Annotated in this window: 26 protein-coding genes; 15 read left to right on the top strand and 11 right to left on the bottom strand. The window is 39.8% G+C overall.

The features are described 5' to 3' along the window. The first annotated feature begins 5 nt into the window (after positions 1-5). From AQPE_RS17835 to yaaA, 4 genes are all read left to right on the top strand, one after another. Positions 6-1,466 (top strand): PKD domain-containing protein, encoded by a 1,461-nt coding sequence (locus AQPE_RS17835; RefSeq protein ID WP_318347851.1) that lies wholly within the window; start codon positions 6-8, stop codon positions 1,464-1,466. A gap of 78 nt (positions 1,467-1,544) precedes the next feature. Continuing rightward, positions 1,545-2,390 carry a glycoside hydrolase family 16 protein gene (locus tag AQPE_RS17830; RefSeq protein WP_318347850.1) on the top strand — a complete coding sequence of 282 codons (846 nt, stop codon included), beginning with the start codon at positions 1,545-1,547 and terminating at the stop codon, positions 2,388-2,390. A 291-nt stretch (positions 2,391-2,681) separates the two neighbouring features. Further along, positions 2,682-4,115, top strand: coding sequence for a glycoside hydrolase family 30 protein (locus AQPE_RS17825; RefSeq protein WP_318347849.1), 1,434 nt, complete (start codon positions 2,682-2,684; stop codon positions 4,113-4,115). Between the two features lie 166 nt (positions 4,116-4,281). Further along, the gene (gene yaaA / locus AQPE_RS17820) at positions 4,282-5,046 is read left to right on the top strand and encodes a peroxide stress protein YaaA (protein WP_318347848.1); all 765 of its coding nucleotides are present in this window, start codon (positions 4,282-4,284) and stop codon (positions 5,044-5,046) included. A 72-nt stretch (positions 5,047-5,118) separates the two neighbouring features. Here the strand turns inward: yaaA and rfaD are convergent, their stop codons facing one another. Next, complete coding sequence (gene rfaD, locus AQPE_RS17815) at positions 5,119-6,084, bottom strand: ADP-glyceromanno-heptose 6-epimerase (protein WP_318347847.1); 966 nt, start codon at positions 6,082-6,084, stop codon at positions 5,119-5,121. A gap of 384 nt (positions 6,085-6,468) precedes the next feature. Here rfaD and folE point away from each other — a divergent pair, with 384 nt between their 5' ends. Next, on the top strand, positions 6,469-7,083 hold the full coding sequence (gene folE / locus AQPE_RS17810) for a GTP cyclohydrolase I FolE (RefSeq protein ID WP_318347846.1): 615 nt from the start codon (positions 6,469-6,471) through the stop codon (positions 7,081-7,083). A gap of 124 nt (positions 7,084-7,207) precedes the next feature. Here folE and AQPE_RS17805 read toward each other — a convergent pair whose 3' ends face one another. Further along, a complete protein-coding gene (locus AQPE_RS17805) occupies positions 7,208-8,332 on the bottom strand; it encodes a lactonase family protein (RefSeq protein ID WP_318347845.1) in 1,125 nt (374 codons plus the stop codon). Positions 8,333-8,427: 95 nt separating this feature from the next. Between AQPE_RS17805 and AQPE_RS17800 the strand changes: the two genes are divergently transcribed. Then, on the top strand, positions 8,428-8,664 hold the full coding sequence (locus tag AQPE_RS17800; RefSeq protein ID WP_318347844.1) for a CDGSH iron-sulfur domain-containing protein: 237 nt from the start codon (positions 8,428-8,430) through the stop codon (positions 8,662-8,664). 48 nt (positions 8,665-8,712) lie between these two features. Here AQPE_RS17800 and AQPE_RS17795 read toward each other — a convergent pair whose 3' ends face one another. From AQPE_RS17795 to AQPE_RS17780, 4 genes are all read right to left on the bottom strand, one after another. Beyond that, on the bottom strand, positions 8,713-9,792 hold the full coding sequence (locus tag AQPE_RS17795) for an NUDIX domain-containing protein (RefSeq protein WP_318347843.1): 1,080 nt from the start codon (positions 9,790-9,792) through the stop codon (positions 8,713-8,715). 120 nt (positions 9,793-9,912) lie between these two features. Next, the gene (locus AQPE_RS17790; protein WP_318347842.1) at positions 9,913-10,461 is read right to left on the bottom strand and encodes an FKBP-type peptidyl-prolyl cis-trans isomerase; all 549 of its coding nucleotides are present in this window, start codon (positions 10,459-10,461) and stop codon (positions 9,913-9,915) included. A 40-nt stretch (positions 10,462-10,501) separates the two neighbouring features. Then, positions 10,502-11,005, bottom strand: a complete 504-nt coding sequence (locus AQPE_RS17785; protein ID WP_318347841.1) for an FKBP-type peptidyl-prolyl cis-trans isomerase — start codon at positions 11,003-11,005, stop codon at positions 10,502-10,504. A 6-nt stretch (positions 11,006-11,011) separates the two neighbouring features. Beyond that, positions 11,012-12,046: a DHH family phosphoesterase gene (locus AQPE_RS17780; RefSeq protein ID WP_318347840.1), complete on the bottom strand. Its 1,035-nt coding sequence runs from the start codon at positions 12,044-12,046 to the stop codon at positions 11,012-11,014. Positions 12,047-12,161: 115 nt separating this feature from the next. Between AQPE_RS17780 and ndk the strand changes: the two genes are divergently transcribed. Next, positions 12,162-12,581: a nucleoside-diphosphate kinase gene (gene ndk / locus AQPE_RS17775; RefSeq protein WP_318347839.1), complete on the top strand. Its 420-nt coding sequence runs from the start codon at positions 12,162-12,164 to the stop codon at positions 12,579-12,581. A 138-nt stretch (positions 12,582-12,719) separates the two neighbouring features. Continuing rightward, positions 12,720-13,550 carry a hypothetical protein gene (locus tag AQPE_RS17770; protein ID WP_318347838.1) on the top strand — a complete coding sequence of 277 codons (831 nt, stop codon included), beginning with the start codon at positions 12,720-12,722 and terminating at the stop codon, positions 13,548-13,550. A gap of 220 nt (positions 13,551-13,770) precedes the next feature. On the opposite strand, the gene AQPE_RS17765 is transcribed toward AQPE_RS17770, so the two are convergent. Continuing rightward, positions 13,771-14,061, bottom strand: a complete 291-nt coding sequence (locus AQPE_RS17765) for a DUF721 domain-containing protein (protein WP_318347837.1) — start codon at positions 14,059-14,061, stop codon at positions 13,771-13,773. Then, the gene (recF, locus tag AQPE_RS17760) at positions 14,058-15,167 is read right to left on the bottom strand and encodes a DNA replication/repair protein RecF (protein WP_318347836.1); all 1,110 of its coding nucleotides are present in this window, start codon (positions 15,165-15,167) and stop codon (positions 14,058-14,060) included. The genes AQPE_RS17765 and recF overlap by 4 nt, the downstream gene beginning before the upstream one ends. Positions 15,168-15,349: 182 nt before the next feature. Here recF and AQPE_RS17755 point away from each other — a divergent pair, with 182 nt between their 5' ends. Continuing rightward, on the top strand, positions 15,350-16,036 hold the full coding sequence (locus tag AQPE_RS17755; protein WP_318347835.1) for a tetratricopeptide repeat protein: 687 nt from the start codon (positions 15,350-15,352) through the stop codon (positions 16,034-16,036). 84 nt (positions 16,037-16,120) lie between these two features. Beyond that, positions 16,121-16,606, top strand: a complete 486-nt coding sequence (gene ribH, locus AQPE_RS17750) for a 6,7-dimethyl-8-ribityllumazine synthase (protein ID WP_318347834.1) — start codon at positions 16,121-16,123, stop codon at positions 16,604-16,606. A 46-nt stretch (positions 16,607-16,652) separates the two neighbouring features. Here ribH and AQPE_RS17745 read toward each other — a convergent pair whose 3' ends face one another. Continuing rightward, positions 16,653-17,108 (bottom strand): hypothetical protein, encoded by a 456-nt coding sequence (locus AQPE_RS17745; protein ID WP_318347833.1) that lies wholly within the window; start codon positions 17,106-17,108, stop codon positions 16,653-16,655. A 160-nt stretch (positions 17,109-17,268) separates the two neighbouring features. Here AQPE_RS17745 and AQPE_RS17740 point away from each other — a divergent pair, with 160 nt between their 5' ends. Further along, positions 17,269-17,997 carry a nucleotidyltransferase family protein gene (locus AQPE_RS17740; protein WP_318347832.1) on the top strand — a complete coding sequence of 243 codons (729 nt, stop codon included), beginning with the start codon at positions 17,269-17,271 and terminating at the stop codon, positions 17,995-17,997. A 51-nt stretch (positions 17,998-18,048) separates the two neighbouring features. Here AQPE_RS17740 and AQPE_RS17735 read toward each other — a convergent pair whose 3' ends face one another. Further along, on the bottom strand, positions 18,049-20,856 hold the full coding sequence (locus AQPE_RS17735; RefSeq protein WP_318347831.1) for a M16 family metallopeptidase: 2,808 nt from the start codon (positions 20,854-20,856) through the stop codon (positions 18,049-18,051). 40 nt (positions 20,857-20,896) lie between these two features. Further along, entirely contained in the window at positions 20,897-21,721 is an 825-nt protein-coding gene (locus AQPE_RS17730; protein WP_318347830.1) for an HAD hydrolase family protein, read from the bottom strand. A gap of 229 nt (positions 21,722-21,950) precedes the next feature. Between AQPE_RS17730 and dapB the strand changes: the two genes are divergently transcribed. The 4 genes from dapB to AQPE_RS17710 all read left to right on the top strand — a co-directional run bounded on the left by dapB (position 21,951) and on the right by AQPE_RS17710 (position 25,154). Next, positions 21,951-22,667 (top strand): 4-hydroxy-tetrahydrodipicolinate reductase, encoded by a 717-nt coding sequence (gene dapB, locus AQPE_RS17725; RefSeq protein WP_318347829.1) that lies wholly within the window; start codon positions 21,951-21,953, stop codon positions 22,665-22,667. A gap of 12 nt (positions 22,668-22,679) precedes the next feature. Further along, positions 22,680-24,020 (top strand): signal peptidase I, encoded by a 1,341-nt coding sequence (gene lepB / locus AQPE_RS17720; RefSeq protein ID WP_318347828.1) that lies wholly within the window; start codon positions 22,680-22,682, stop codon positions 24,018-24,020. Positions 24,021-24,174: 154 nt separating this feature from the next. Further along, a complete protein-coding gene (locus tag AQPE_RS17715; protein ID WP_318347827.1) occupies positions 24,175-24,504 on the top strand; it encodes a LapA family protein in 330 nt (109 codons plus the stop codon). Positions 24,505-24,506: 2 nt separating this feature from the next. Further along, positions 24,507-25,154: a WbqC family protein gene (locus AQPE_RS17710; protein WP_318347826.1), complete on the top strand. Its 648-nt coding sequence runs from the start codon at positions 24,507-24,509 to the stop codon at positions 25,152-25,154. Positions 25,155-25,227: the final 73 nt, after the last annotated feature.

The raw sequence follows: 25,227 nt of genomic DNA, 5'->3' as shown, positions 1-25,227 counted from the left end.
TGGTAATGAAACGAATGAATTACATACAAAAACTTGCCGGTTTAGCTGCACTCATAATTGTTATGTTTGCGTGTAAACCCGAAATGGATAGCTCCATCGATATCGGACAGACTCCAACTGAAGATCAGCTTGATTTCACAGCTACACCAACAGCTGCAAAGGCAAACATTCTGGAAATAAAAAACACATCGAAGATTGCTGGTATTGTAACCTGGGATTTCGGCAACAACACAAAAGGCAAAGGCGAATCAGCAACTGTTGAATATCCTTTTAAAGGGACGTACAATGTTGTTATGACTTTATATTCAAAAGGAGGTTCTGTCTCAAAGTCAAAAACAATTACAATTGACAATGATGACATGTCGATGCTCAATACTCCGATGTACACCGCATTAACCGGTGGTGCAAGCAATTTGGCAGGTAAAACATGGGTGTTCGATCAATTTCACGACGGACATTTTGGTGTTGGGCCAGCTGATGATTCGAGCCCGAGCTGGTGGAGCTGCCCTGCCGAAGGCAAAACCAAAAGCTGTCTTTATTCTCAGGAATTTACGTTTACCCAAGTGGGTGTGAAAATGGACTGGAAAAACAATGGTTCAGTTTATACCAACGAAAATGGCCGTGCAGCTCTTGCAGGTCTGGGATATTCAAATTCAGTGGTTCCCGGCGACGGCGATTTTGACGTGGCTTATGCTCCAAAATCTTCCTATACCTTTACATTGAAAGAATCAGCAAAAACGCTAACACTTAGTGATGGTGCATTTTTCGGACACTACGCAGGTACATCAACGTATGAAATTATAAAACTTACTGAAGACGAGTTGTATATTAAATGTGTAAGTACCGTTGAGCCAGGTAATGGCTGGTGGTATCGTTTGATTCCAAAAGAAAAGAACGTGAAGCCAATTGTGATCATCCCACTGAAAGCAAATCCTCTATCCGAAGATTTTGAAGGAACAACCAGCAAGGTGGCATTCAAATATGAAGACATGGGTTCTTTGGTAAGCTCCAGTTATTCAAATCCGGCGCCAGTGCCGGTTAACACTTCTTCAAAAGTATTCCTGTACCAGAAAACTTCTGCGTTCTATTCAAACATTTACTTTTCGACAAACGAATATAAGTTTGATCTGACCGAACAGAATAAAGTAAAAATGAAAGTGTTTATTCCATCCTATAATGATTACCTTGGGACCTACGATGTTGCAGGCAGTTGGATTTCGGTGAACCAGCTTCAGCATCAGGTAGCTGTAAAATTACAGGATAGCAGTCTGGGTGGAAACGCATGGACAACACAAACAGAAGTGATAAAAGCAAATTTGGAATCAGACAAATGGATCGAACTAACTTTTGATTTCAGTTCGGTAAGTAACCGGCAGGATTATGACAAAATTGTAATTCAGTTTGGTGCTGAAGGACATGCAGCTCAGGGTATTTTCTTCTTCGACGATTTTACGTTCGGGAAATAGATTGGCAATAAAAACTCCTGACTATCTGGTTCGCCAGATGGGCAGGAGTTCATTTTTTCCTAAAAAAATACAACTTTTATGAAACGATTGTTCTTCTTTACAATTCTCATTTGTTCAACTTCCCTGTGGGGTTGTGCCAAAGACAACAAATCGGAACCTACGGGTGTAAAACCAGGTACCGGCACCCCAACTGGCAACTACGAGTTGGTTTGGAGCGATGAATTTGATTATAACGGCTTGCCCGACAGCAAAAAATGGAGTTACGACACCGAAGGGAACGCCAACGGATGGGGAAATAACGAAGCTCAATTCTACACCAGTGGTCAACTGAAAAACTCGGAAGTAAAAGACGGATACCTCTACATCAACGCGATCAAAGAAGATGTGGAAGGTAAAAAATATACATCTGCCCGACTGATTACCAAATCGAAAGGTGATTGGCTGTACGGGAAGGCTGAAGTTCGGGCAAAACTTCCGGAAGGAAGAGGAATGTGGCCAGCCATCTGGATGTTATCAACCGACTGGACTTATGGAGGTTGGCCTGCCAGCGGCGAAATCGACATCATGGAAAATGTAGGATACGATCCGTACGTCATTGTTGCATCGGCCCACACCCAATCGTACAACCACGTGCAAGGCACACAGAAAAATGCAACGACCACCGTTTCCGACTGCTATACTCAATTTCACAACTATATCCTGGAATGGGAATCATCCGAATACAGAGTTTACGTTGATGACAAACTATATTTTACTTTCAAGAACGAAGGAAAAGGCTTTCCGGTTTGGCCATTCGATAAGAGATTCCACTTATTACTGAACGTGGCTGTTGGTGGTAACTGGGGCGGTCAAAAAGGCATCGACGACACCATCTTCCCTCGTTCGATGGTGGTTGATTATGTCAGGGTTTATCAAAAAAAATAAAATAGGGGATTTAAATAGGGGCATTCATATCATGAGGTTGTATCAAAAGTCAAAATTTCACAAATTCAACTTTTAAATTGTAAGTTCAACTTCATTTCACCCCTCCAAACCTCCCCTGAAGGGGCGGCTTTGAAGTCCCCTTCAGGGGATTTAGGGGTTTTAAAAGTATCGGTACTTTCAAATTGTAAGTTTTTGAAAAAACATAATCACTTTTGATACAGCCTCTATTTCTTAAAATGCCAATTAATTTGCCCCATGTAATTTCAACTTAGCCAACTAAAAATGAGAAACATGAATTTACTTTTCACTTTACTGATATTGTTTTTGGGTTGTTCCGAGAGTTCTAAAAACGACAATTATCCCGAAAAGCCAAATCCGACCGGAAATCCCGTAAAAACTGAGGTCGAAGCATGGGTGACCAGCCCGTTGACGAATGTGCTTTTCGAGCGACAAAACACAAGCCTGAATTTCAGTACTGCCGTAAACCAATATCCAATCATTGCTATTGACACAACAACAACTTTCCAGACGATTGATGGCTTTGGAAATTGCCTCACTGGCGGAAGCGCCACATTGCTCAACCGGATGGATAATACAAGCCGGAATAAAATCTTAAAAGAGCTCTTCGCTACTGATGCAAATAATATTGGAATTAGCTACCTGCGAATCAGCATTGGAGCTTCTGACCTAAGCGACCATTTATTCACTTATGACGATTTGCCAGCTGGACAAACCGATGTAAACATGGACAAATTCAGCCTTGAAACTGAAAAAGCTGATTTGATTCCGGTTTTGAAAGAAATTTTGGCGATCAATCCGAACATCAAAATTATGGGATCGCCATGGACTGCTCCTATCTGGATGAAAACCAACAATTCGTTTAAAGGTGGTAGCCTGAAATCGGAATATTTTGACGCCTATGCCAAATATTTTGTGAAGTATGTTCAGAAAATGAAGGATGAAGGAATCAACATCGATGCCATCACCATTCAAAACGAGCCCTTGCATCCGGGAAATAATCCAAGCATGTATATGACTGCTGCCGATCAGACCGATTTTATCAAGAAAAGCCTTGGGCCAGCTTTCGCTAACGCCGGAATAAAATCAAAGATTATTATTTACGACCATAATGCCGACCGCATTGATTATCCGCTTCAAATTTTAAACGATCCGGAAGCTGCCAAATATGTTGACGGATCAGCTTTTCACCTGTATGGCGGAACAATTGAAGAATTGAGCAAGGTTCACAATGCCTTCCCTGCCAAAAACTTATATTTTACAGAGCAGTGGGTGGGCGCTCCCGGCAATCTGGCCGGCGATCTCTCGTGGCATACGCGTACCCTCGTTATTGGCGGAACCCGCAACTGGTGCCGCAATGTACTGGAATGGAACCTGGCCGCCGACCCATCGAACGATCCGCATACCAATGAAGGTGGCTGCGATCAGTGCCTAGGCACCATTACAATTAACGGTAATGCAGTAACACGCAATCCGGCTTATTATATTCTGGCTCATGCATCCAAATTTGTTCGTCCGGGTTCTGTTCGAATCGACACTAATTTGCCAGCTAATTTGCCCAATGTTGCATTTAAAACTCCGGAAGGCAAAAAGGTATTGATTGTGCTGAATGACGCCGGATCGCTCCAGAATTTCAGTATCAGCTTTAAAGGCAAATCAGTCACCACATCGCTGGCGCAAGGCGCTGTAGGCACTTTTGTGTGGTAGAAAAACGAATTCCACAAACAAGAATAAATCCGCTGAAAAGTGGGAAAAGGAAAGAGCAATCTTTCTCTTTTTCCGCTTTTCTTTTTTCAGCCATCCAAACTTTTCAGTTCAATCTCAACTTTGATACTGTATCTTTGTTTCATTCCTGAAATCAATATAAAAACCCATGATCATCGTTATTTCACCTGCCAAATCGCTCTACGACCATTGCCCAATTCATATTGAGAAGTATACTGAAATGGATTTTTTACCTGAAGCCGAAAAAATTGTTTCCGTAATGAAAAAGAAAAAGCCAGGTCAACTAGCCAAACTAATGAGTATTTCGCCCAAGTTGGCTGAGCTGAACTTCCAGCGATTTCAGGCCTGGGCACCTACTTTTACCCCCGAAAATTCGTGGCAGTCGGTATTGATGTTTAATGGTGATGTGTATCAGGGATTAAAGGCGGAAACGTTTACTGAAAGCGAATTTGAAATTGCCCAGCAAAAACTTCGGATTCTTTCAGGAGTTTACGGATTGCTAAAACCGCTCGATTTGATTCAGCCATACCGTTTAGAAATGGGAACCAATGTATCGGTTGCCCGAAAGAAAAATTTATACGATTTCTGGAAGGCAAAAATTACAGCAAAACTTAATGACGAACTTTCAGTAAATAACCAGAAAATCTTAATCAATCTGGCGTCCAACGAGTATTTCAGCGCCATCGATACGAAAAAATTAAAAGCCCGGATAATTACACCATCATTCAAAGAAAATAAAAACGGCAAATATCAAATGGTGTCGTTCTTTGCGAAACGCGCCCGCGGATTAATGAGCCGGTTTATCATTCAAAACAACATTTCCGATCCGGAAGAACTGAAAGCATTTGACTGGGAAGGGTATTATTTCAACAACCAACTTTCAGGAGAAAACGATTGGGTATTTACACGATAGGAACAAAGGAAAGGGTCATTTGTCATTAGAAAATAGTTTAATGACTCTTTTCAAATGACTAATGACTTTTTATCAATAGCGAACTCCTGGAGTCAGATAATTGGCGATATAATCATCAACTCCGTCTTCCAACGAGTAAAACGGTTCTGAGTAACCTATTTTTCGTAACTTCTGAATATTAGCACAAGTGTAATATTGATATTTACCGCGCAAATCTTCAGGAGTGTCAATAAAACCAATACTTTCATTCAATTTCATCGACTTAAAAACGGCCTTGGTCAAACTCAGGTAAGTCCTCGCCTCACCCGTTCCCACATTGTAAATTCCTGAATTTTTGCGATTATTCATGAAGAACAAAATCACTTTGGCAATATCTTCAACATAAATAAAATCACGGGCTTGTTCTCCATCACGAATATCCGGATGATGAGACCTAAAAAGTCCCATGTGACCTGTTTCTGAAATGGTATTAAATGCCTGAAAAATAACGGAAGCCATTCGTTCTTTATGATATTCATTAGGCCCGAATACGTTAAAGAACTTCAATCCGGTCCAAAAATAAGGCTGTTCTTTTTGCTCAAGCGCCCACCGATCAAAATCATGTTTCGACTGAGCATATAAATTTAAGGGTTGTAATTTCGAAATAAGTGATTCGTCATCGTCGAAACCCAAATGACCATCTCCGTAGGTCGAAGCCGACGAAGCATAAATCAATGGCAAACCATATTGAATGCAGGCATTCCATATTTTTTGCGAATAATCGAGATTAAGTTTTTGGTAGATTTCAGGCTCCTGACCAACAGTATCGGTGCGAGCCCCCATATGAATAATGATCTGTACAAATTTTTCATTGACCGACAACCAATCAAAGAAATTATCGCGATCAACCATTTCAGCATAAGCCTTATTCTGGTAATTTTGAAACTTCAAAGGATCGTCGTACTTATCAACTAAAACAATGTCTTTAAATCCTTCTCTGTTGAGTTTCCCGACAATATAACTTCCAATAAAACCAGCTGCTCCGGTAACTACAATCATAAATACAGTTCATTAACGTTAGTTAATTTCTGAGACATTGTTTTCATAAATATAACTTCGATTCAAAGTTTATATTGTATACAAGACCAAAAAATAATTAACTTTTTTTTACACTTTCAAACAACACTTAACCGGGTACTTTTTTAGAATTATACGATCTCATTTCCCGGATTGCCTGAAGCCTTATTGAATAAACGATGCAAAAATAAAAAATTCAAAAGATCAATCCTCTTTTTAACCCAACGGATTTCACTTTAGGTTAAAGTTTAATTGATTTGTATGGCATTTCTGACAAAATCTTAATCTTGAATCCTGAGTAAGACTGAACTTACTACCTTTGCGGTTGCGTCACTGTACAAAATTATTTCAGAAAGGAATTAAACGATGGAATTTTCACTGAACGGAGAAAACGGAAAATATAGGAAAATCGAGCAATACGATCCGGAAACAACGAAGGAAATAAGCGAACATTATAAAAAAATAATCGATCTGGTTGGCGAAGACTCCAGTCGCGAAGGATTGCAGCAAACACCCATGCGCGTTGCGAAATCGATGCAATTTCTGCTTCAGGGTTACGAACAAGATCCTGAAGAAATTTTGCGTTCGGCCATGTTTAAGGAAGATTACCGACAAATGGTGATTGTAAAAGACATTGAAATTTACTCGATGTGCGAACACCACATGCTCCCATTTATCGGGAAAGCACACATCGGGTACATTCCGAATGGATACATCACAGGGCTCAGCAAGATTGCCCGTGTAGTTGATGCTTATGCCCGCCGGTTGCAAGTTCAGGAGCGATTAACTACCCAAATAAAAGATTGCATTCAGCAAACACTTAATCCACTTGGTGTGGCTGTTGTTATTGAAGCACAGCATTTGTGCATGCAGATGCGCGGCATTCAAAAACAAAGCTCAACTACAACGACTTCGGACTTTACTGGCGCCTTCGAAAGAGTTGCCACAAGAGAAGAATTTATTCGATTGATTCGGGGATAATTGTTGCTGTATTGGGGTTGTAAAAATGGTTGATTCGTAGAAGAGGTTAAATGACGTTCCAACCATTTAGCAATTTAACGTTTAACCATTCAGCAATTTTTCCACTCCAAACAATCCAAACTGATTATTTCAAAAACTGCAAACAAACCGGAGATTCATTCGAAACCTTAAAGCCAGTATATTTTAACTTTCCTGAGAGTGGATCGATTTGAAATACAGTAATATCGTTGCTTTTCTGATTGGCAACCAATAAGAATTTACCCGATGGATCGATGATAAAATTACGAGGCCAATTACCTTCCACAGGAACAGTCTCGATCATTTCTAACTTACCATTATTGGGTTCGCGTTTAAAAACGGCAATGCTGTTGTGGCCTCGGTTCGATCCGTAAACAAACCGTCCGTCAGCCGATAAATGAATATCAGCGCACCAGCTTTCGCCTTTAAAATCTTTGGGTAGAGTTTTAATCGTCTGAACCTGCTTCCATTCACCGCCATATTTCATCAAAACAACAATTGTTGAACTCAACTCGTTAATGACATATATAAAACGGCCATCAGCCGAAAAATCCATATGACGAGGACCGGAACCTGGCTCAAGTTTTACAAACGGCTGTGCTGATGGTACAACCATCTTTTCTCCGGAAGTAACATCGTAAATTTTAAGTTCGTCAATTCCGAGATCAGCCGCAAACAATAACTTTCCGGTTGCATTAAAGCGAGCCGAATGGGCATGCGGTTCGGTTTGCCTTCCGGGGAACGGGCCACTACCCTCGTGCTGAATTCGCTGCACCATTTCAGATAAACTGCCATCAGGCAAAATATTGAAAAACGATAAATTTCCACCCGTATAATTCGAGGCCACCAGTTTTTTCCCATCAGGAGAAAGGCTTACATGGCAGGGGTTTGCACCATGTGTTAATACATGGTTTATCAAAGTCAATTTTCCATCAGGCTCAATTTTGAAAGAAGACAGTCCCCCACTTTGGCTAATCGAATCCAGATTATCGAGTTCACCCACTGCATAAAGAAATTTCTTATTTGGAGCAATCGCTAGAAATGACGGATTATTACTGATCGCTGGCTCTTTCAAATCAACCAATCGTCCACTCCGATCATTAAATGAATAAACAAAAATACCGTTGGTCATGCCTTTGGTATAAGTACCAACATACAAAAGATGTTTTTTCGCTTCAACTTGCTGACCAAGAAAAAACAAACATAACAAACTGATTATAAATACCTTCATCATTTATTTTTTTAGTACATATAACTAAACTCAATCTAAACTGTTTAGATTAAAGCAAATCAAAATTAAAAATTTAAAGTTATAAATCGACAACCATGGATAAACCATTAATTGCTGCAAAAATGCCCGCTCAGGTCAATCTTGAACCGGGACAATATTTCTGGTGCGCGTGTGGGAAAAGTTCCAACCAGCCGTTCTGCAACGGATCGCACCGTGGGGGTGAATTTACCCCGGTGATCTTTAGAATTGATCAAAAACAGGAAGCATGGCTTTGTCAATGCAAGCAAACCAAAAATCCACCATACTGCGACGGAACTCATAAAACACTTTAGGAAAAAAAGCATAGACAAAGAAAGTCTGGCGAAAAGGTCTAATTTCGTTTATACTGAAAAAATTTCCTTCTTCAGTAATTGGTATTCATGTTCAAAATTCGGGGTGAAAATATCCATGCCCAGATTGGCATCAATTTGCTTTTGTGTCCAAAACCGACCTTCCTCCACCTCATCTGAGTGCAAATGGATCGATTTAAAATCGTGACTAACAAAAACATAAACCAGCTCCGATTCAATTTCGCTATCCCACCGGTAAGTTTTCACCAGACGTGCGGCGAAATTATGAAGACCAATTTCTTCCCAGGCTTCGCGTTTCAGCGCAGTTTCGAGTGTTTCGCCTGCCGAGATATGCCCACCAACAGCGGTATCCCATTTCCCAGGCTGAACCAGTTTATTCAAGGGCCTTTTCTGTAAATAAACATGCTTCTGATTATTCAAAACGTGTAAATGTACAACCGGATGCAGCAATTTTTCGCCACGGTGGCAAATCGAGCGTGGAGCTTTGCCAATAATCTGGCCCGCTTCGTCTACGATTGGCAGCCATTCTTCATCTTCAGGAATTAAAAGCGGCTTACGACTGAGTTTTTGCTTTATGAATTCGTATCCAAAAACCACCGCAAACAAAATATAGAATAAACCACCACTGATAAAGGCCCAGGCTCCGTCGGACATGTAAAAAGCGGAATAAAATACCAATACCGTGTGAAACAGAAATACAAAAAACATGAGTTGCATGGTCTTCCTGAATTGTGCCATTTGCTGGTCGTTCAGCTCCATGTCTTTCATGTACCGCTGGGTCATCATTCCGATGATATTTAGTTTCGAGAAAGCTGAAACTGCCAGAACTGCACACAAAATCAACTCAACCAATCCGGGCTTCAGCTTAAAAAAGATGTCGTTATCGAGAATCAATGAAACAGAACCTAATACGACAAGCAAACCGGTATCAAACAAAACAAATTTATCGAATCTCTTTTCCTGTATCCATATCCAAATCATTTCGGCAACACCAATAATTAGGGCTGCTACTAACCCGGCACGTGTTCCCCAAATCTCGTCGATGGCGATAAATACAAATAATGGAATGAATCCGGGAAGTAGTTTCTTAAGTAATTCAGACTTGCTCATAAATGTCAAGGCAAAAGATAAAAAACATAGTTATACAGCTAAATCTTTAGACAAACAATAGCAATAAAAATCCCGCAGGAAGCCTTTCGGTCAACTGCGGGAATATCTGGCTTATATTTTTTATTGTGCGGCTTGCTCTTCGGGCGAAATCGCCTTCTTGACATAAACAGTTGCCAACAAGGTTGAAAAGCGCGGGACTCCAATTGTAGCTGAGTTTTCAACAGCTTTAAATGCAAGTTCCGAAGGAATGACCATAAATGCTGTTCCTCCAACCAACATTTTTTTCAGGCCCGAATGTAATCCGGCGATTTGCTGTACATACGCCTGATTAATGGTTGTACTCGTTGCGTCAATATAAAAAGTATACTCTTCGTAATTATGACCATATTTATCCTCGGTTGTAAAAACAACTGTTCCGTCGAGCAATGTGATTTTAAAATACAACTTTACGATATAACCTGATTTTATAGAATCGCCTGTTCCTTTTATGCTATCCTTAAAATAGATTCCAGAAACGTCTTTAAAATCTGCAAGGTTCTTATCCTTAACATACTTGTCGCGTGCAGTAACCTCGTCTTCATGCAATGCATCCAGAGTATTTGTTTTACACGAAGTATAAATTCCGGATAGCATAACCATCAAACCGAGAATGTACAGATATTGTCTCATAAATTATTTTTTTTGCGAAAGTACAAATTAAAATCAGCTTCTATTTAATATCAACCACTTCGATAACAAAAAATAACGGAGTGTACCCGGGAATTGAATAATAACCATATGGTCCGTATGCCAGAGACGATGGAAAAAGGAAAGTGCCTTTTGCTCCCTTATTTAGCAATTCAATACCTTCTTCCCAACCTGCGATCATACGCGAGCTGGAGGATTTTTGCACATAAGTAAAGTTATCTGAAGAATCGAAAATAGTTCCATCCATATAAGTACCAGTATATTTAACTGTCACTGTGTTCCCTGTTGTCACATTTGGACCAGTGCCTACTTTAGTCTTATCTATAACGTAAAATATCTTGGTCGCAGTTGAATCGTAGGCAATATTCTCGCTTTTCATCTTTGCCTTCCACGATTTGATTTGAGCCGCTTCGGTTTCAGCAGTATTGCCTGAACTTGGATCGCTGGATTTCATACACGATGAAACAAATGCCGCTAAAAACAAAAGCAGTACAAAATATTTAAAAACAAAATTCAAATTTTTCATGGTAAATTATTTTATTGATAGTTTAATTCGAGCTTCAAATTCAGGGAGCAATTTCTCGAATTGATCCAAAGCTTCTGCTAAAGATGCATAAAACTCTCCTCCGGCTGCGTTGCGATGCCCTCCTCCGTTAAAATATTTTTCAGACACTTCATTTACAGCAAATTCGCCTTTTGATCGGAATGATGCTTTAACGTATTTTTCTTTCTCAGTGAAAAGTACACTAAATACAACTCCTTTTATTGAAAGTGGCATATTGACAAACCCTTCGTTGTCGCCTGTTTTAAAATTAAAAGCTTTCTGATCTTCTAACGTAATGTACATGCAGGCTGCGTTATATTCCGGATAAACAATCATTCGGTTACTCAGGCAAAAGCCCATCAGGCGCATCCGATCTGGGGAATAGTTATCGTACACTTTAGAATGAATGTCAAGTTGGTCGATACCCATGCGGGTAAGCTGAGCCACTGCTTCAAACGTACTGGGGTTTGATACATTAAAATCGAAAGACCCAGTATCAGTCATGATACCTGTGAAAAATGAGGTAGCTGCATTCCTGTCAATATATTGAGCTAAGTCAGTAGATTGAAGCAAAGAAAATATTAATTCGGCAGTAGAACTAAAGGTGATGTCAGAAATTAGCAGATCGGTAAAATCCCCCGGATAAGGGTGATGATCAACCAAAATCTTTTTCCCGGCATAATTTTCGACCAGTGATTTCATATCTCCAAGTCGAGATAGCTGATTAAAATCCATGCAAATTAACAGATCCGATTCTTCGATGGCTCTTGCTGATTGTTTGGGATGATGGCTATGAATGATTACCTCATCGTGCCCATCCAACCAGTGGTAAAATTCAGGGTATTTTGTTGGACTTACCACTTTAACTTTAAATCCTGCATTTTTCAGAACCCGCCATAAACCAAGAACTGAACCCATTGCATCGCCATCCGGATTCATATGAGGAACCAAAACTATCGATTTGGAACTATTCCTGACTAGCTGTCCAAAACAATTAATTAATTCAATATCAACTCTTTCCAATTATTCAATTTTAAAATAAGTTACAAATATAAAAATAAAGCCGATGGAGTTGAGTTAACAAAATGAATTTTCACTAAATTGGGTTCCGTTTTAAAACCCATAAAATACAATCGATATGTCAGGAAATCAAACATTTACGATAATTAAACCAGTCGCAGTCCAGAAGAACTACATTGGACCAATACTGCACATGATCACAGAGGCTGGATTCAGGATAAAAGCAATGAAATTCACATACTTAACCAAGATTCAGGCCATGGAATTCTACAGCGTTCATGCCGGAAAATACTTTTTTGAAGATTTAACATCTTTTATGAGTTCAGGACCAATAGTTGCAGCTATACTTGAAAAAGAAAATGCGGTGGAAGATTACAGACATCTGATTGGTGCAACCGATCCCTCAAAAGCGGAAGAAGGAACAATCCGAAAATTGTATGCCGAATCCATGTCGCATAATGCAGTCCACGGATCGGATAGCGATGAGAATGCCATTGTTGAAAGTGATTTCTTTTTCTCAAAAACAGAAAGATACTAAATCCGATTTTCCTCATGCTGTCACATTAAATTCTGATTAATCTTTACTTGCTGGTTATACTCCGCTGCATTTTGATCATACATTTGCAGGTGAAGAATTATAATTGACCAGATTGGCATGTTTAAAAATTTGAAAATTATGAATAAAAGACTTTTAACCTTTCTTATAGCTGGCATTATTGGAACCTCAACAATGGCTCAGAATCTAAGTGAAAGTGACAACTTTACAATAAAACGGACTCCTGAACCTTTCTTGTTTTCAATCAGCACATTAACTCCAGAGGATTTAAAATGGAGTCTTGATTATTCAGGGGGTTATGGTGAAAGAGTTTCTGGCCCATTCGGATATGATGGAATAAACCAGCAATTTGCTGTAAAAGGGTACCTGGGAAAGCGCTTTACTTTTATCGCCAATGCCTCTTTGGGTTTTCCTCTTGAAAAGAATATTGCAAGCGCTCAGCAAATAGAGGTTATTCGCGACATTCTGGGAGGCAAAAAAGTTCTTGGATTGAGAGTTGGAGCCGGGTTAGGAGTCAGAAGGGATTATAGCGATGTAAAATCGTTACTAAGCAGAATTACATTTTCATACGAAATGCCACAATGGAAATTTAGCGGCAACCTACTTCTTGAAAAAGCGTTAGCCTCAAAACGTGATAAAATCGATGTTATAACCAGCTTGGGAATTCATTATCGCTTATCCGAAAATTTTTATGGCGGATTGGAAGCTGTAGGCGAAGATCTGGAAGGCTTTTGGGATAAAGAGGAAGCCGAAGGTGGAGCTAAAATGCTGATTGGCCCTTCGCTAAGTTTGTCACCAAAAAAATCAAGACTGTCATTTGCCCTTTCAGGTGGACCGGTATTTTATGCCACACAAAACCAACTTACAAATCCGGAAGCAATCCGGGAACTTCCATCGGAAGCCGGCTTAATGGTAAGAGCAAGGGTGATATTTAATTTGTCAGGATCCTGAATAGCAGAAATACCTGTAGGAGGTTGTATCAAAAGTCAAAATTTCACAAATTCAACTTTCAAATTGTAAGTTCAACTTCATTTCACCCCTCCAAACCTCCCCTGAAGGGGCGGCTTTGAAGTCCCCTTCAGGGGATTTAGGGGTTTTAACAGTGTCGGTACTTTCAAATTGTAAGTTTTTGAAAAAACATAATCACTTTTGATACAGCCTCCTACGCATCTTACCTAAATATGATAGCCTTAATCAACTCTTCACCAACCACTTCATTCAGACGAACACGTATTTCTTCCTTCATCATTAACAATTCGTTGCGAACAATTGGCGAAGTTGTTTCAACAAACAGGGTGCTGTTTTGAATGTACAAATTCCCTGTATAGCGCGATACCGTTTTTCCCATTACCGATTCCCACGATTTAATCAGGTCCAGTTCATTCAGTTTACGTTCGAGATTATTTTCCTGAACATAGCTTTTCAGCACACTACTTATACTTTGAGCATTACTTTTTCTCATTGAGTCAAATTAATAACATTTCCATCACTGATGGTAAAAATCCGTGATTCAGTTTCCAAACCAGCAATAATCTGGTCGAGGTGTTCCCGATTGGTGTCGGTAATAAAAATCTGTCCAAAATGATCGTCGGCAACCAGTTTCACGATCTGTTCCACACGATTCTTGTCCAGTTTATCGAAAATATCATCCAACAATAAAATCGGAGTCAATCCCGAAATGGCTTTCATAAAATCGAACTGAGCCAATTTGAGGGCCACAAGGTAAGTCTTTTTCTGGCCTTGCGAGCCAAATTTCCGAATCGGATAACCAGCTAATTCGAACTCAAAATCTTCTTTATGAATACCAGTTGTTGTGTATTGAAGCATGCGATCCTTCCCAATAGAATCTTTCAGTAACTGTTCAAAACTATTGTTGGTTAAGTCAGACTGATGCTTCAAGCCCACAATTTCTCTTCCGCCTGAAATCAGTTCATAGTAATTCTGGAAAATGGGCTGCAAATTCTCAATGAAAACCTTACGAACCTCGTGAATCTGCTGTCCGTATTTTACGAGCTGATCATCCCAAACCTCCAGCGACTCCAACTGAAAGTTATTTCTTCCGGCAAACTGTTTAAGAAGGTTATTCCGTTGCTGTAAAGCCCGGTTATACCGAATCAAATTTTCAAGGTAAACAGCATCGTACTGCGAAATAACCGCATCAACAAACCGGCGGCGTTCATCACTGCCCCCTGAAATCAGGTTAGTGTCTGATGGAGTAACAATAATTAACGGAATCAGACCTATATGCTCCGACAACTTTTTGTAATCCTTCTGATTCCGCTTGACTATTTTCTTTTGATTTCTTTTCAGGCCGCAATAAATAACTTCATCCGATTCGAGCCGGGTGTATTTTCCCTGAATCATAAAAAATTCCTGATCGAACCTGATATTTTGACCATCGACTGAATTCAGGAAACTTTTACAAAACGAAAGGTAATAAATAGCGTCCATCAGGTTCGTTTTGCCTGCACCATTATTGCCTATGAAACAATTTAAGCTGTCAGAAAACTTAAATTCAGCATGTTCAAAGTTCTTGAAATTAACAACCGACAATTCTTGAATATACATTTTAAAGCCTGTTTAATTCAACAAAACTACAAATTCCGGCGGTGAAACCGGATAAAAAAATCGCCATTCAGGATAATAACATCAATGTGTTGATTAATATTCATTTTTATCTCTGAAATCTGTCGTTTATTTTTGAAAATAATATATTTTTGCCTCTCGATTTTCGAACTATACTTTAAAAGATGGCAAAAGACAAAAAAAACACTCAGGTGGATAACCTAACCGAAGTAGAAAGTGCATTAACCAAAACAGAGCAATTTCTTGAATCAAATTCCAAATTAATTGGTATCGTAGTCGGTGCAATTGTAGTTGTAGCTGTTGGTTATCTTGGTTTAAACAAGTTTTACCTTGAACCACGGACAAAAGAAGCCCAGGAACAGATGTTTATGGCTCAGAATTATTTTGAAAAAGACTCTTTTAATCTGGCTCTGAATGGCGACGGTAACAATCCGGGATTTTTAGATATCATTGACGATTTTGGATCGACAAAAGCTGGTAAACTTTCATACTATTATGCCGGGGTTTCTTATTTAAACATGGGTCAGTTCGACAAAGCAATTGACTACCTTAAAAAGTTCGATACCGACGATGCTCTGCTAGGTCCTATTTCAGTTGGAGCTCAGGGTGATGCTCAACTTGAACTTGGAAAAACAGACAAAGCGCTCGATTTATACACCGAAGCTTATAAAATGAATGACAATGAACTAACAGCGCCTATTTACATGTTAAAAGCAGGTGAGCTACTGGAAAGTTCAAGCAAACAAGATGAAGCTTTGAAAATCTACGAAACGATCAAACAAAAATTTCCTGAAAGTAATGAAGGAAGAAGCATTGATAAATACATTGCAAGAGTTAAGGCTAAAATGTAGTGACAAACTACAACTTATAATAATATGAAAAGGTCCCCTCATTGCAGGGGATTTTTTATTTTTGACCAATTTAAAATCAGAAGAATGGCAACAAAAAATTTATCAGAATACGATTTAACAACAGTTCCATCAGCCGCATCAATGAAGTTTGGGATTGTAGTTGCAGAATGGAATTACGAAATCACAGGTGCATTGGCCCAAGGCGCTGCTGATACGTTGAAAAGACATGGAGCTAAAGATGAAAACATCATCATAAAACACGTTCCGGGGACTTTCGAGCTGACTCTTGGAGCCCAATATCTGGCCGAATATGCAGGTGTTGATGCTATAATCGTTTTGGGATGCGTCATTCAGGGAGAAACCCGCCATTTCGACTTTATTTGTCAGGGAGTTACTCAGGGAATCACCAGCCTGAACATGAAATACAACAAGCCTTTTATTTTTGGAGTTCTCACCACCGACAACCAACAACAAGCACTCGACCGTGCAGGAGGCAAACTTGGGAATAAAGGTGATGAAGCAGCAGTTACAGCCATTAAGATGCTGGCATTAAGAAATGATCTAAAATAAAAAAGGGGCAAAATGCCCCTTTCCTCTTTTAACCAACAAAAACTATTTATTGAGGACCGCCAAATCCACCCATTCGGCCTTGTCCATTTTTTCTCATTTCTTCGCGCTTCTTCTGATTTTCATCGAAAATTTTTACTTGCTCAGGGGTTAATAGCGCTTTAATTTCTTTGTTTTTTTCTGCCTGAATTTTCTGCATCTCTTCGCGCATTTTGGCACGCTCATCATCACTGGCATCACGCATCTTTGAGAAGTCAAAAGACTGTTTTCCCATGTACTTCTTATTAATAGCCGTAACCTTCGCTTCCTGATCTTTGTTTAGTTTAAGCTCATCGACCAAACGTTGAGTTTGTCTTTTAAGCATTTCCTCCGGATTCATTTGAGGCTGGGCCCCGCTTCTACCCTGTTCCATTGTTTTCGATGGTCGTTCATCACTTCCTCTTTGTGCATAAGTAATTCCCGAGGCAAACAAAAGAATCATAAATAATACGCCTAACTTTTTCATGATTTTATTTTAAAGTGATTAAATCTGTTTCAGCTTCATAGACTATATTTCAAGCAAATGGTTTAACCTTCATATTTTACTTCTTTGAAAAAATTCAGTGTCAAGAATCCTAAATGACCAATCAATATGTTTATTTTTGAAGGAATTCAAATAAGCCACAGTGAAAGCACTCCTTTTTGCAGCAGGACTCGGAACAAGATTAAAAGAGCACACTCAGGATAAACCCAAAGCACTGGTTAGTGTTGCCGGGAAACCACTTCTTCAACATGCCATCGAACATTTGAAACAATTCGGAATTTCGGACATAACCATTAACGTTTTTCATTTTGCAGAACAAGTCATTTCTTTCGTGAAAGAAAATAATTCATTCGGAATTGACATGCACATTTCGGATGAACGCGATCAGCTTTTGGATACAGGTGGTGGATTAAAAAAGGCTGGCACTTTCCTGAAAGGCAACGAACCAATCCTGATCTACAATGTAGACGTGATCAGCAATCTGGATCTGAATACCCTTCTGAAATACCATCAGGAACAAAACGCATTGACAACTTTGGTTGTCAGACAGCGAGAAACCAGCCGCTACCTGATGTTTGACCAAAATCTGCAATTGGCAGGTTGGAAAAACTTCAGCAATGGCGAAACAATTATTAGCCGCGCCGAATCATTTGCCAACGCTCAACCACTCGCATTTAGTGGAATTCATATCATTCAGCCTGAATTTTTGGAATTAATAACCGAAGTTGGGAAATTCCCGATCATGGATCTTTATTTACGACTGGCCAAAAATCAGTCCATCAAAGCTTTTGTAGATGAGTCGGACCTTTGGATGGATTTGGGAAAACCGGAACAATTGCTTGCTGCTGAAAAACTCTTCGGTAAAAAATAGAAAAGCCGTTCCAAGACAGAAACGGCTTTTCAATAATGTGCTCTATTTTTTCTACTTCGCAGCTTCAGGTTTTAAGGCAACTCCGTAATAATTCTTAAAATCAAACCATTTGTTTGCCGCAGCTTTTATATCCTCAACCGTAAATGAATTTACAATGTTTTCGTAATCTCCAAACTGGCTAAAATCGGCATCACTATTAAACCATGTAGTGCTCAAAACACTCAGCCAATATTTGTTTTCGCGCAGGTTTGTCTCGCGCTCCCTGAGCAGTTTTTCTTTGGCTTTTTGTAAATCAATTGCCGATGGTCCGTTGGTGGCAATATCTTTGATCTGGGCAAAAACGGCTTCTTTCAATTCGGCTAATTTTGCAGGGTCAGCGCCATAATTGATGGCCATGCTGTATTTTGCTTCAGGAAATCTCTCTACCGATGGATTGGCATCAATGTAATAAACGCTGCTTTTATCCTCGCGAATGACTTCCAGCAAACGGGTTGTCAAAATTTTACTCAAAGCGTTAATCAACAAATTATTTCTTCGGCTGTATTCATAATTACCATGAAAAACCAGGTATTGCATGCTTTTGGCATCCTGACCTTTATAAACAGTTTTCTCAACGATTCCTGAAGGTTCTTTAATCCCATCATCCTTCCAATTTTCATTTTTATGAGTCGATGGAATCGAGGCCAGATATTTCACAACCAGTTGTTTTAATGCTTCCTTATCAATCTTTCCGACGAAAAAGAACTTAAAGTCACTGGCATCACTGAAACGCTCATGATTGATTTCGGTTATTCTGGATAAATCTGCTTCTTTCAGTATTTCCGCGGTCATCGGTCGTTTGCGAGGACTGTAATTGGCCGAAACTACCTGTAAAGTATCCTGAAATGCTGCTTCCGGAGATGTTTTTTTATTCTCTAAAGCCCCTGCAGTTCGCGACATAAACGAATTAAAGGCCGACTGGTCGGTGCGCTGACCAACAAAATACATGCAAATTAATTGGAACAATGTTTCAGCATCTTTAACCGAAGAACCGCCGCCAAAACCTTCGCGCAAATCGCTGATATATGGATTTATTGCAACCGCTTTTCCTGAAAGGAGTTTATCCAGAGACACTTTATCGAAATCGCCCAAGCCACTCAAAGCAAGAATTGATGGAGCCATTTCTGCCGAAACATCATCTTTCTGCCCGTAAAGCGAACTTCCGCCCAAACTGTATGCCGAGAAAAGGATTTCGTCATCTTTAAAATCGGTTGATTTTACGATCACTTTTGCGCCGTTCGAAAGCGTCCATTCTTCAGCATCAACCTGATCAATTTTCCGGATTGACGCAATTGAACCGGCAGTTGGTTCTTTCGGAATAAGCGGTTTATCAGTAACATTATCAACATACGGTTTAATCGGTGTCTGTTCAACTTCATTGAGGTATTTCCTGATGTCGGCTTCAGTTGGTACTGAAACACCCTCAATTTCAGGAGCTGTTAAAATGACCACCCGGTTTTCTTTGGTAATCCATTTTGCAGCCAGAGCATTTACTTCTTCCAGCTTAATTTCAGGAATAAACGCCTGATAATACTTGTATTCATTTTCAATGCCTGGAAAAGGTTCTTCTGTAGTCAGGAAATTCCGTTTATATTCTTCGGCATAGGCTTCCGATTTTTGTTTTTCCCGCTCATTGAAAGCATTCTCCATCGATGTCATCATAGCAGCCTTCTGCCGATCGAGTTCACTCTGCGTAAACCCAAACTTCAACACCCGTTCATTCTCTGTAAGCACCGTCTTAATTCCTACTTCAATCTTCCCATTTTGACAAACAGCTACTGAATTGTACACACTTTTGGGACCAAAAAGCGCTCCGTAACCCGAATTGGCCATCAGAAAAGGTGGATTTTCATTCTGTGTTAATTCTGCTAAACGATCATTAATCATTGCATTGTATAAACCTTCAACAATTCCTTTACGATAATCGCCTACGGTTTTCGATTTCTCAAGTGGATGTTTGTAAAAAATCTGTGCAACGGCATATTGCGCTTCCTTGTCAGTAACTACCGAAACCAAAGTTTCCTTGTGATTGGGGACATCATACTCATTTTTCTTTCTTGGATTTTTGACTGCCGGAATTTTTGAGAACATTTCGGTAATTTGCTTCACCATGACCTGCTGATCGAAATCGCCGACAACGACAACAGCTTCCAAATCGGGACGATACCAATCTTTTCGGAACTTACGCAACAGTTCCGGTGCGAAATGATCGACAATTTCCATTTTACCAATCGGAAGCCGATCAGCATATTTCGAATCGTGCAGGAAAACCGGAAGCCATTTTTGCATCATGCGTTCATCGGCATCACGTCCACCACGCCACTCCTCGTGAATAACTCCACGCTCCTTCTCAATTTCATCGTCAGCATCGGTCACCTGACTGGCCCAATCGTAAAGCACCTGCAATCCTTTATTCATGAACGTTGTACTGTCGAGCGGAACTTTAATCATGTAAACAGTTTCATCGAAGCTGGTATAAGCATTGATTTCGGGACCAAATTCCATTCCGATTGATTCCAGGTAATTGATCAGTTCATGCTTCGGAAAATTTTTAGTTCCGTTAAATGCCAAATGTTCTGCAAAGTGAGCCAATCCCATTTGATTATCGTCTTCTTCAACAGACCCGGCCCTCACAACCAGGTAAAGATCGGCCCGGTTTTTCGGCGTACTGTTGGCTCTCACATAATAGGTCATTCCGTTTGCTAAAACTCCTTTGGTTACTTTGGGGTCGGTTGGTAATGGATCGCTCAGTTTGATTTGAGGCTGACCAAAGCAAAGCGTTGCTGCCAGTATCCAAATTACGGTGAGTGTTTTTCTCATTTTTAATGTGTTTTACTGTTTCTAAACTGTTTTCTGTTTCTTATAAGTGTTTTTCGATGGCTCTTGCAAAAGCATTTTCTTCGTTCGAACTGGCCAACAAAAAGCGATTTTTCATTTCATCAGGTCCGTTTTCAACGATGTATGAATAATTGGTAAACTCCAGTAAGTCTAAATCGTTGAAATCGTTGCCGATACCTAATGTAAATTCATGTTCAATATTTAAAACATCACAAACAAATTTAACCCCATTCCCTTTCGAGACCGACTGATGAAAAATTTCCATCCAAATGTACCCGGTTTCCAATGGCGAGCTTGTACGAACCACTTTCACCTCCTGAAATTGATTCTCAATAGCACTTTTAAGAGACAAGAAACGCTCTAAATTGTTCGGGAAAACAACCAGAAACTGACAAGCTTCTGAATTGATTAGCTTGTTGTGCGGTAATGGTTCTGAATGCGACCGGAGATATTCAAAATAGCTCTCAAATTCGGAACATGTAACACTTCCGCGATGATACCAACAGTTATGGTTCTCCGGAACAGGCTTAAAAAGGTGAAAATTGAGATCGTTTTCAACCAAAAAATCAACCAACTGCTGGACAACTACTTTACTCAGATTTTTATGATACAGCAGCTTACTGTTTTTTGAATCATACACTCCGGCCCCGGAAGAAAAAACGATGTAATCGAATGGAATTTCCGAAGGAATAACCTCAATGGTCTTTTTAAGGTTTCGACCAGTGGCAATTACCCGCACAATACCATTTTTACCTAAAGAGTGAAGCATATCAATATTCTCTTTGGAAATTGACTTGTCGTTCTTCAAAAAAGTTCCGTCCAAATCAGTTGCAACAAGTTTTAACATAAGATGTCATTCAGTTTCATTTTCAATCACGAATGTAATCAGAAAATAACACCAGAGACCTAAAAAGATGGAATTTTGAAGCGCTATCAAACAAGTGAATAAAAGCCAAACAGTAGTGTTTACCGGAACAGGAAGCACGTTTATCGAAAAAATCAGATTCCTTTTCCATGTATCACTATATTAGCCTTGATTTTATATCTTTGTTGACCCAAAATTAGAACTACTAAGAATGAAGATTGCATTAATCGGTTACGGAAAGATGGGGAAAGAGATCGAAAAAATAGCTCTTAACCGCGGACACGAAATAGTATTGAAAATTGATATTACCAACCCAGAAGATTTGAATTTGACCAATCTGAAAAAAGCAGATGTTGCGATTGAATTCACCACGCCTGCTTCGGCCACAGCCAATTACAAGTTATGTTTCGAAGCTGGAATTCCGGTAGTTAGTGGAACGACCGGTTGGCTTGAAAAACAGGCAGAAGTGTATCAATTGTGTAAGGATTTGAATGGGACTTTCTTCTATACTTCGAATTTCAGTCTGGGAGTGAATATCTTTTTTGCACTAAATAAAAAACTAGCAGAACTAATGGCTAACCACCCTGAATATTCGGTTGAAATGACGGAAATTCATCATACCCAAAAGCTGGATGCGCCTAGCGGCACTGCCATAACTCTTGCCGAAGGAATTATCGAAAATATTTCAACTAAAAAATCATGGGTTAATCATACCACTGGGCTTGCCGACGAAATTGGTATTATTTCGGAACGCGAAGGTCAGGTTCCCGGCACACACATCATCAATTACGATTCGGAAGTTGATTACATTGAAATAACCCATTGTGCAAAAAACCGAAAAGGACTTGCTTTCGGAGCTGTTTTAGCTGCCGAATACAGTTTCGGCAAAAAAGGAATTTTGTCGATGAATGATTTGCTAAATCTTTAAAATACTATAAAAATGAAGGAATTACTTTCAAACAAATGGTTCAAGTTTGCCCTTGTTGGATTTATATACTTGCTATGGGTAATCTGGATCGAAAGCTATTTGTGGCTGATCGGCCTTGCCGTAATTTTCGATATTTACATTTCGAAAAAAGTACACTGGGCTTTCTGGAAAAAGAAAAATACTCCCGACGGAAAACAAACAAAAGTAGTTGAATGGGTTGATGCCATTATCTTTGCGGTAATTGCGGCCACCTTCATCCGTATGTTTTTCATCGAAGCCTACACCATTCCAACTTCCTCGATGGAAAAATCGATGCTGATTGGCGATTACCTGTTTGTAAGCAAAACCTCATACGGTCCAAAACTTCCAAATACACCGCTTTCATTCCCGTTTGTGCATCACACCATGCCTTTCTCGAAAACCCAGAAATCGTACGTCGAGTGGATCAAAAATCCGTACAAACGAATTGCTGGTTTTGGAAAAGTAAAAAACAACGATGTGGTGGTTTTCAATTTTCCCGAAGGTGATACCGTCGCCGTGAATGTTCAGAACCAAAGCTATTATTCGTTGGTTCGCAATTATGGCCGGAAACGTGTTTGGGACGAAAAGGAAACATTTGGCGAAATCATTGCCCGTCCGGTTGATAAACGCGAAAATTACATCAAACGGTGCGTGGGTATTGCCGGTGATGTGATTGAGCTGAAAGGCGGACAACTTTATGTAAATGGTAAAGAGCAGACTCATTTCCCCGGAATGCAGCGCGAAAGCATTGTAACCACCGACGGAACCGGTTTGAACAAACGGATGTTGGAGCAAATGAATATTGCTGAAGATGATCGTCATGTGATATCAAATACGCAATATCTGTTTCCATTAACGCTTGAAAACGAACAGAAGCTGAAGGCCTTGAAAAATGTAAAATCGCTTCAACCAACAGTGGTACCTGCCGGAAACTGGGATCAGAACATTTTCCCATTCAGCAATAAGTACCCTTGGAATGTGGATAATTTCGGGCCGCTCGAAATTCCGAAAAAAGGTCAAACGGTGAAACTCACCTTGGACAACCTGCCATTGTATGAGCGCATTATCGACTTATACGAAGAAAACGACCTCATAGTAAAAGACAGTACCATTTACATTAACGGCTCGGTTGCCGACAGCTATACCTTCAAAATGGATTATTACTGGATGATGGGCGACAACCGCAACAATTCGGCTGACTCGCGCTATTGGGGTTTTGTTCCTGAAGACCACATTGTTGGGAAAGCAGTATTCATCTGGCTTTCGTTGGACAAAGATCAACCGTTCTACAACAAAATTCGCTGGAGCCGTTTGTTCTCGTTTGTTCATTAGAAATCAAACCTATAACGTAAAAAAGGATAACCTCAAAAGTTATCCTTTTTCGTTTATAAAATATTGCTCCTATAAAAACCAGTAAAACCAAAGCCGAACTCATTTGTTCTCTATCAGGCTTTTAGTTACTTTTGTAGCAGATAATACAAATCCCATGTCCTGGAAAGTTATTACGTTTTTAATTCTCACGGTGCTGCTGGTCATTTTTACTGTCCAGAACCAATTGCTGCTGAACATCAAATTTATCCATTGGGAAATGAAGGATGTTCCAGTGGTTTATGTTTTGCTCTTCGGACTTATTTTTGGGTTTTTATTATCCATGATGATACAACTTCCAACTATCATTAAATTGAGAAGAGATCTCAAAAAAGTAGTCCGTGAACTTGAAAAGAGTGAAGAAATAGTGGCCGATAAAGATGAAGTTGTTGATTCGGAGGGTGTGAGTATGGGCAGCGACTACAAAGGTGGTTTTTTTAACGAATAAGAATGACACAATATACCGGAATTCTGCTGAGTACAGCATATTTTGCGCCAGTCAGGTATTTTTCAAAACTGGCTGTTTATCCTGAAATTTACATTGAGCAGCACGAAAATTTCGTCAAACAAACATACCGGAACCGTACGGTTATTTTGGGTGACAACGGTCCCATTTCGCTAATCGTTCCGGTTGAGAAAGGACGACAGCAAAAAATAAGAATCAAAGATTTGCGGATTGCTTACGACGAAGAATGGCAGCGAAACCACTGGCGAACCATCTTCTCAGCCTACAACTCCTCCCCTTTCTTCGAATACTATGCCGACGACGTTGAAATGTTCTTCCGAAAAAAACATGAATTCCTGTTTGATTTCAATCAGCAAATCACCGAAACTATTTTGGAGATTCTTGAAATTACGGTCAGTTTAAACCTGACAGAAGATTTCGAACAAGTTCCTGAAAATTGCCTGAATTTCAGGGAACAAATCAGTCCGAAAACTCATTTAATTAATCCTGATCCACATTTCATGGCAGAACCTTATACCCAGGTTTTCGCCGAAAAATTTGGGTTCGTTCCCGATTTAAGTATTCTCGATTTGTTGTTCAACGAAGGGCCGTCGGCACTCGAAATACTGGGAAACTCATTTGTCAGGCAATAGAAAAGGCCAGAACGATGTCTGATCTTAATTCCATTCCCTCAACCAAGAAGGAACTTTCCTAAACCAACAAACT

The organism is Aquipluma nitroreducens, assembly GCF_009689585.1.
Classification (GTDB): domain Bacteria; phylum Bacteroidota; class Bacteroidia; order Bacteroidales; family Prolixibacteraceae; genus Aquipluma; species Aquipluma nitroreducens.
The sequence above is the reverse complement of the archived record's forward strand: the minus strand, read 5'-3'. Positions and strand labels throughout refer to the sequence as shown.

What these genes read in the sequence shown, in the direction of transcription:
- AQPE_RS17710 (WP_318347826.1), top strand. Translation starts at nt 24,507, where the DNA reads ATGACACAATATACCGGAATTCTGCTGAGTACAGCATATTTTGCGCCA.
- AQPE_RS17745 (WP_318347833.1), bottom strand. Translation starts at nt 17,108, where the DNA reads ATGAAAAAGTTAGGCGTATTATTTATGATTCTTTTGTTTGCCTCGGGA.
- yaaA (WP_318347848.1), top strand. Translation starts at nt 4,282, where the DNA reads ATGATCATCGTTATTTCACCTGCCAAATCGCTCTACGACCATTGCCCA.
- AQPE_RS17805 (WP_318347845.1), bottom strand. Translation starts at nt 8,332, where the DNA reads ATGAAGGTATTTATAATCAGTTTGTTATGTTTGTTTTTTCTTGGTCAG.
- AQPE_RS17735 (WP_318347831.1), bottom strand. Translation starts at nt 20,856, where the DNA reads ATGAGAAAAACACTCACCGTAATTTGGATACTGGCAGCAACGCTTTGC.
- AQPE_RS17790 (WP_318347842.1), bottom strand. Translation starts at nt 10,461, where the DNA reads ATGAGACAATATCTGTACATTCTCGGTTTGATGGTTATGCTATCCGGA.
- AQPE_RS17825 (WP_318347849.1), top strand. Translation starts at nt 2,682, where the DNA reads ATGAATTTACTTTTCACTTTACTGATATTGTTTTTGGGTTGTTCCGAG.
- AQPE_RS17715 (WP_318347827.1), top strand. Translation starts at nt 24,175, where the DNA reads ATGTCCTGGAAAGTTATTACGTTTTTAATTCTCACGGTGCTGCTGGTC.
- AQPE_RS17770 (WP_318347838.1), top strand. Translation starts at nt 12,720, where the DNA reads ATGAATAAAAGACTTTTAACCTTTCTTATAGCTGGCATTATTGGAACC.
- AQPE_RS17755 (WP_318347835.1), top strand. Translation starts at nt 15,350, where the DNA reads ATGGCAAAAGACAAAAAAAACACTCAGGTGGATAACCTAACCGAAGTA.
- AQPE_RS17730 (WP_318347830.1), bottom strand. Translation starts at nt 21,721, where the DNA reads ATGTTAAAACTTGTTGCAACTGATTTGGACGGAACTTTTTTGAAGAAC.
- AQPE_RS17785 (WP_318347841.1), bottom strand. Translation starts at nt 11,005, where the DNA reads ATGAAAAATTTGAATTTTGTTTTTAAATATTTTGTACTGCTTTTGTTT.
- dapB (WP_318347829.1), top strand. Translation starts at nt 21,951, where the DNA reads ATGAAGATTGCATTAATCGGTTACGGAAAGATGGGGAAAGAGATCGAA.
- folE (WP_318347846.1), top strand. Translation starts at nt 6,469, where the DNA reads ATGGAATTTTCACTGAACGGAGAAAACGGAAAATATAGGAAAATCGAG.
- AQPE_RS17765 (WP_318347837.1), bottom strand. Translation starts at nt 14,061, where the DNA reads ATGAGAAAAAGTAATGCTCAAAGTATAAGTAGTGTGCTGAAAAGCTAT.
- AQPE_RS17830 (WP_318347850.1), top strand. Translation starts at nt 1,545, where the DNA reads ATGAAACGATTGTTCTTCTTTACAATTCTCATTTGTTCAACTTCCCTG.
- rfaD (WP_318347847.1), bottom strand. Translation starts at nt 6,084, where the DNA reads ATGATTGTAGTTACCGGAGCAGCTGGTTTTATTGGAAGTTATATTGTC.
- AQPE_RS17800 (WP_318347844.1), top strand. Translation starts at nt 8,428, where the DNA reads ATGGATAAACCATTAATTGCTGCAAAAATGCCCGCTCAGGTCAATCTT.
- ndk (WP_318347839.1), top strand. Translation starts at nt 12,162, where the DNA reads ATGTCAGGAAATCAAACATTTACGATAATTAAACCAGTCGCAGTCCAG.
- AQPE_RS17795 (WP_318347843.1), bottom strand. Translation starts at nt 9,792, where the DNA reads ATGAGCAAGTCTGAATTACTTAAGAAACTACTTCCCGGATTCATTCCA.
- ribH (WP_318347834.1), top strand. Translation starts at nt 16,121, where the DNA reads ATGGCAACAAAAAATTTATCAGAATACGATTTAACAACAGTTCCATCA.
- AQPE_RS17835 (WP_318347851.1), top strand. Translation starts at nt 6, where the DNA reads ATGAAACGAATGAATTACATACAAAAACTTGCCGGTTTAGCTGCACTC.
- recF (WP_318347836.1), bottom strand. Translation starts at nt 15,167, where the DNA reads ATGTATATTCAAGAATTGTCGGTTGTTAATTTCAAGAACTTTGAACAT.
- lepB (WP_318347828.1), top strand. Translation starts at nt 22,680, where the DNA reads ATGAAGGAATTACTTTCAAACAAATGGTTCAAGTTTGCCCTTGTTGGA.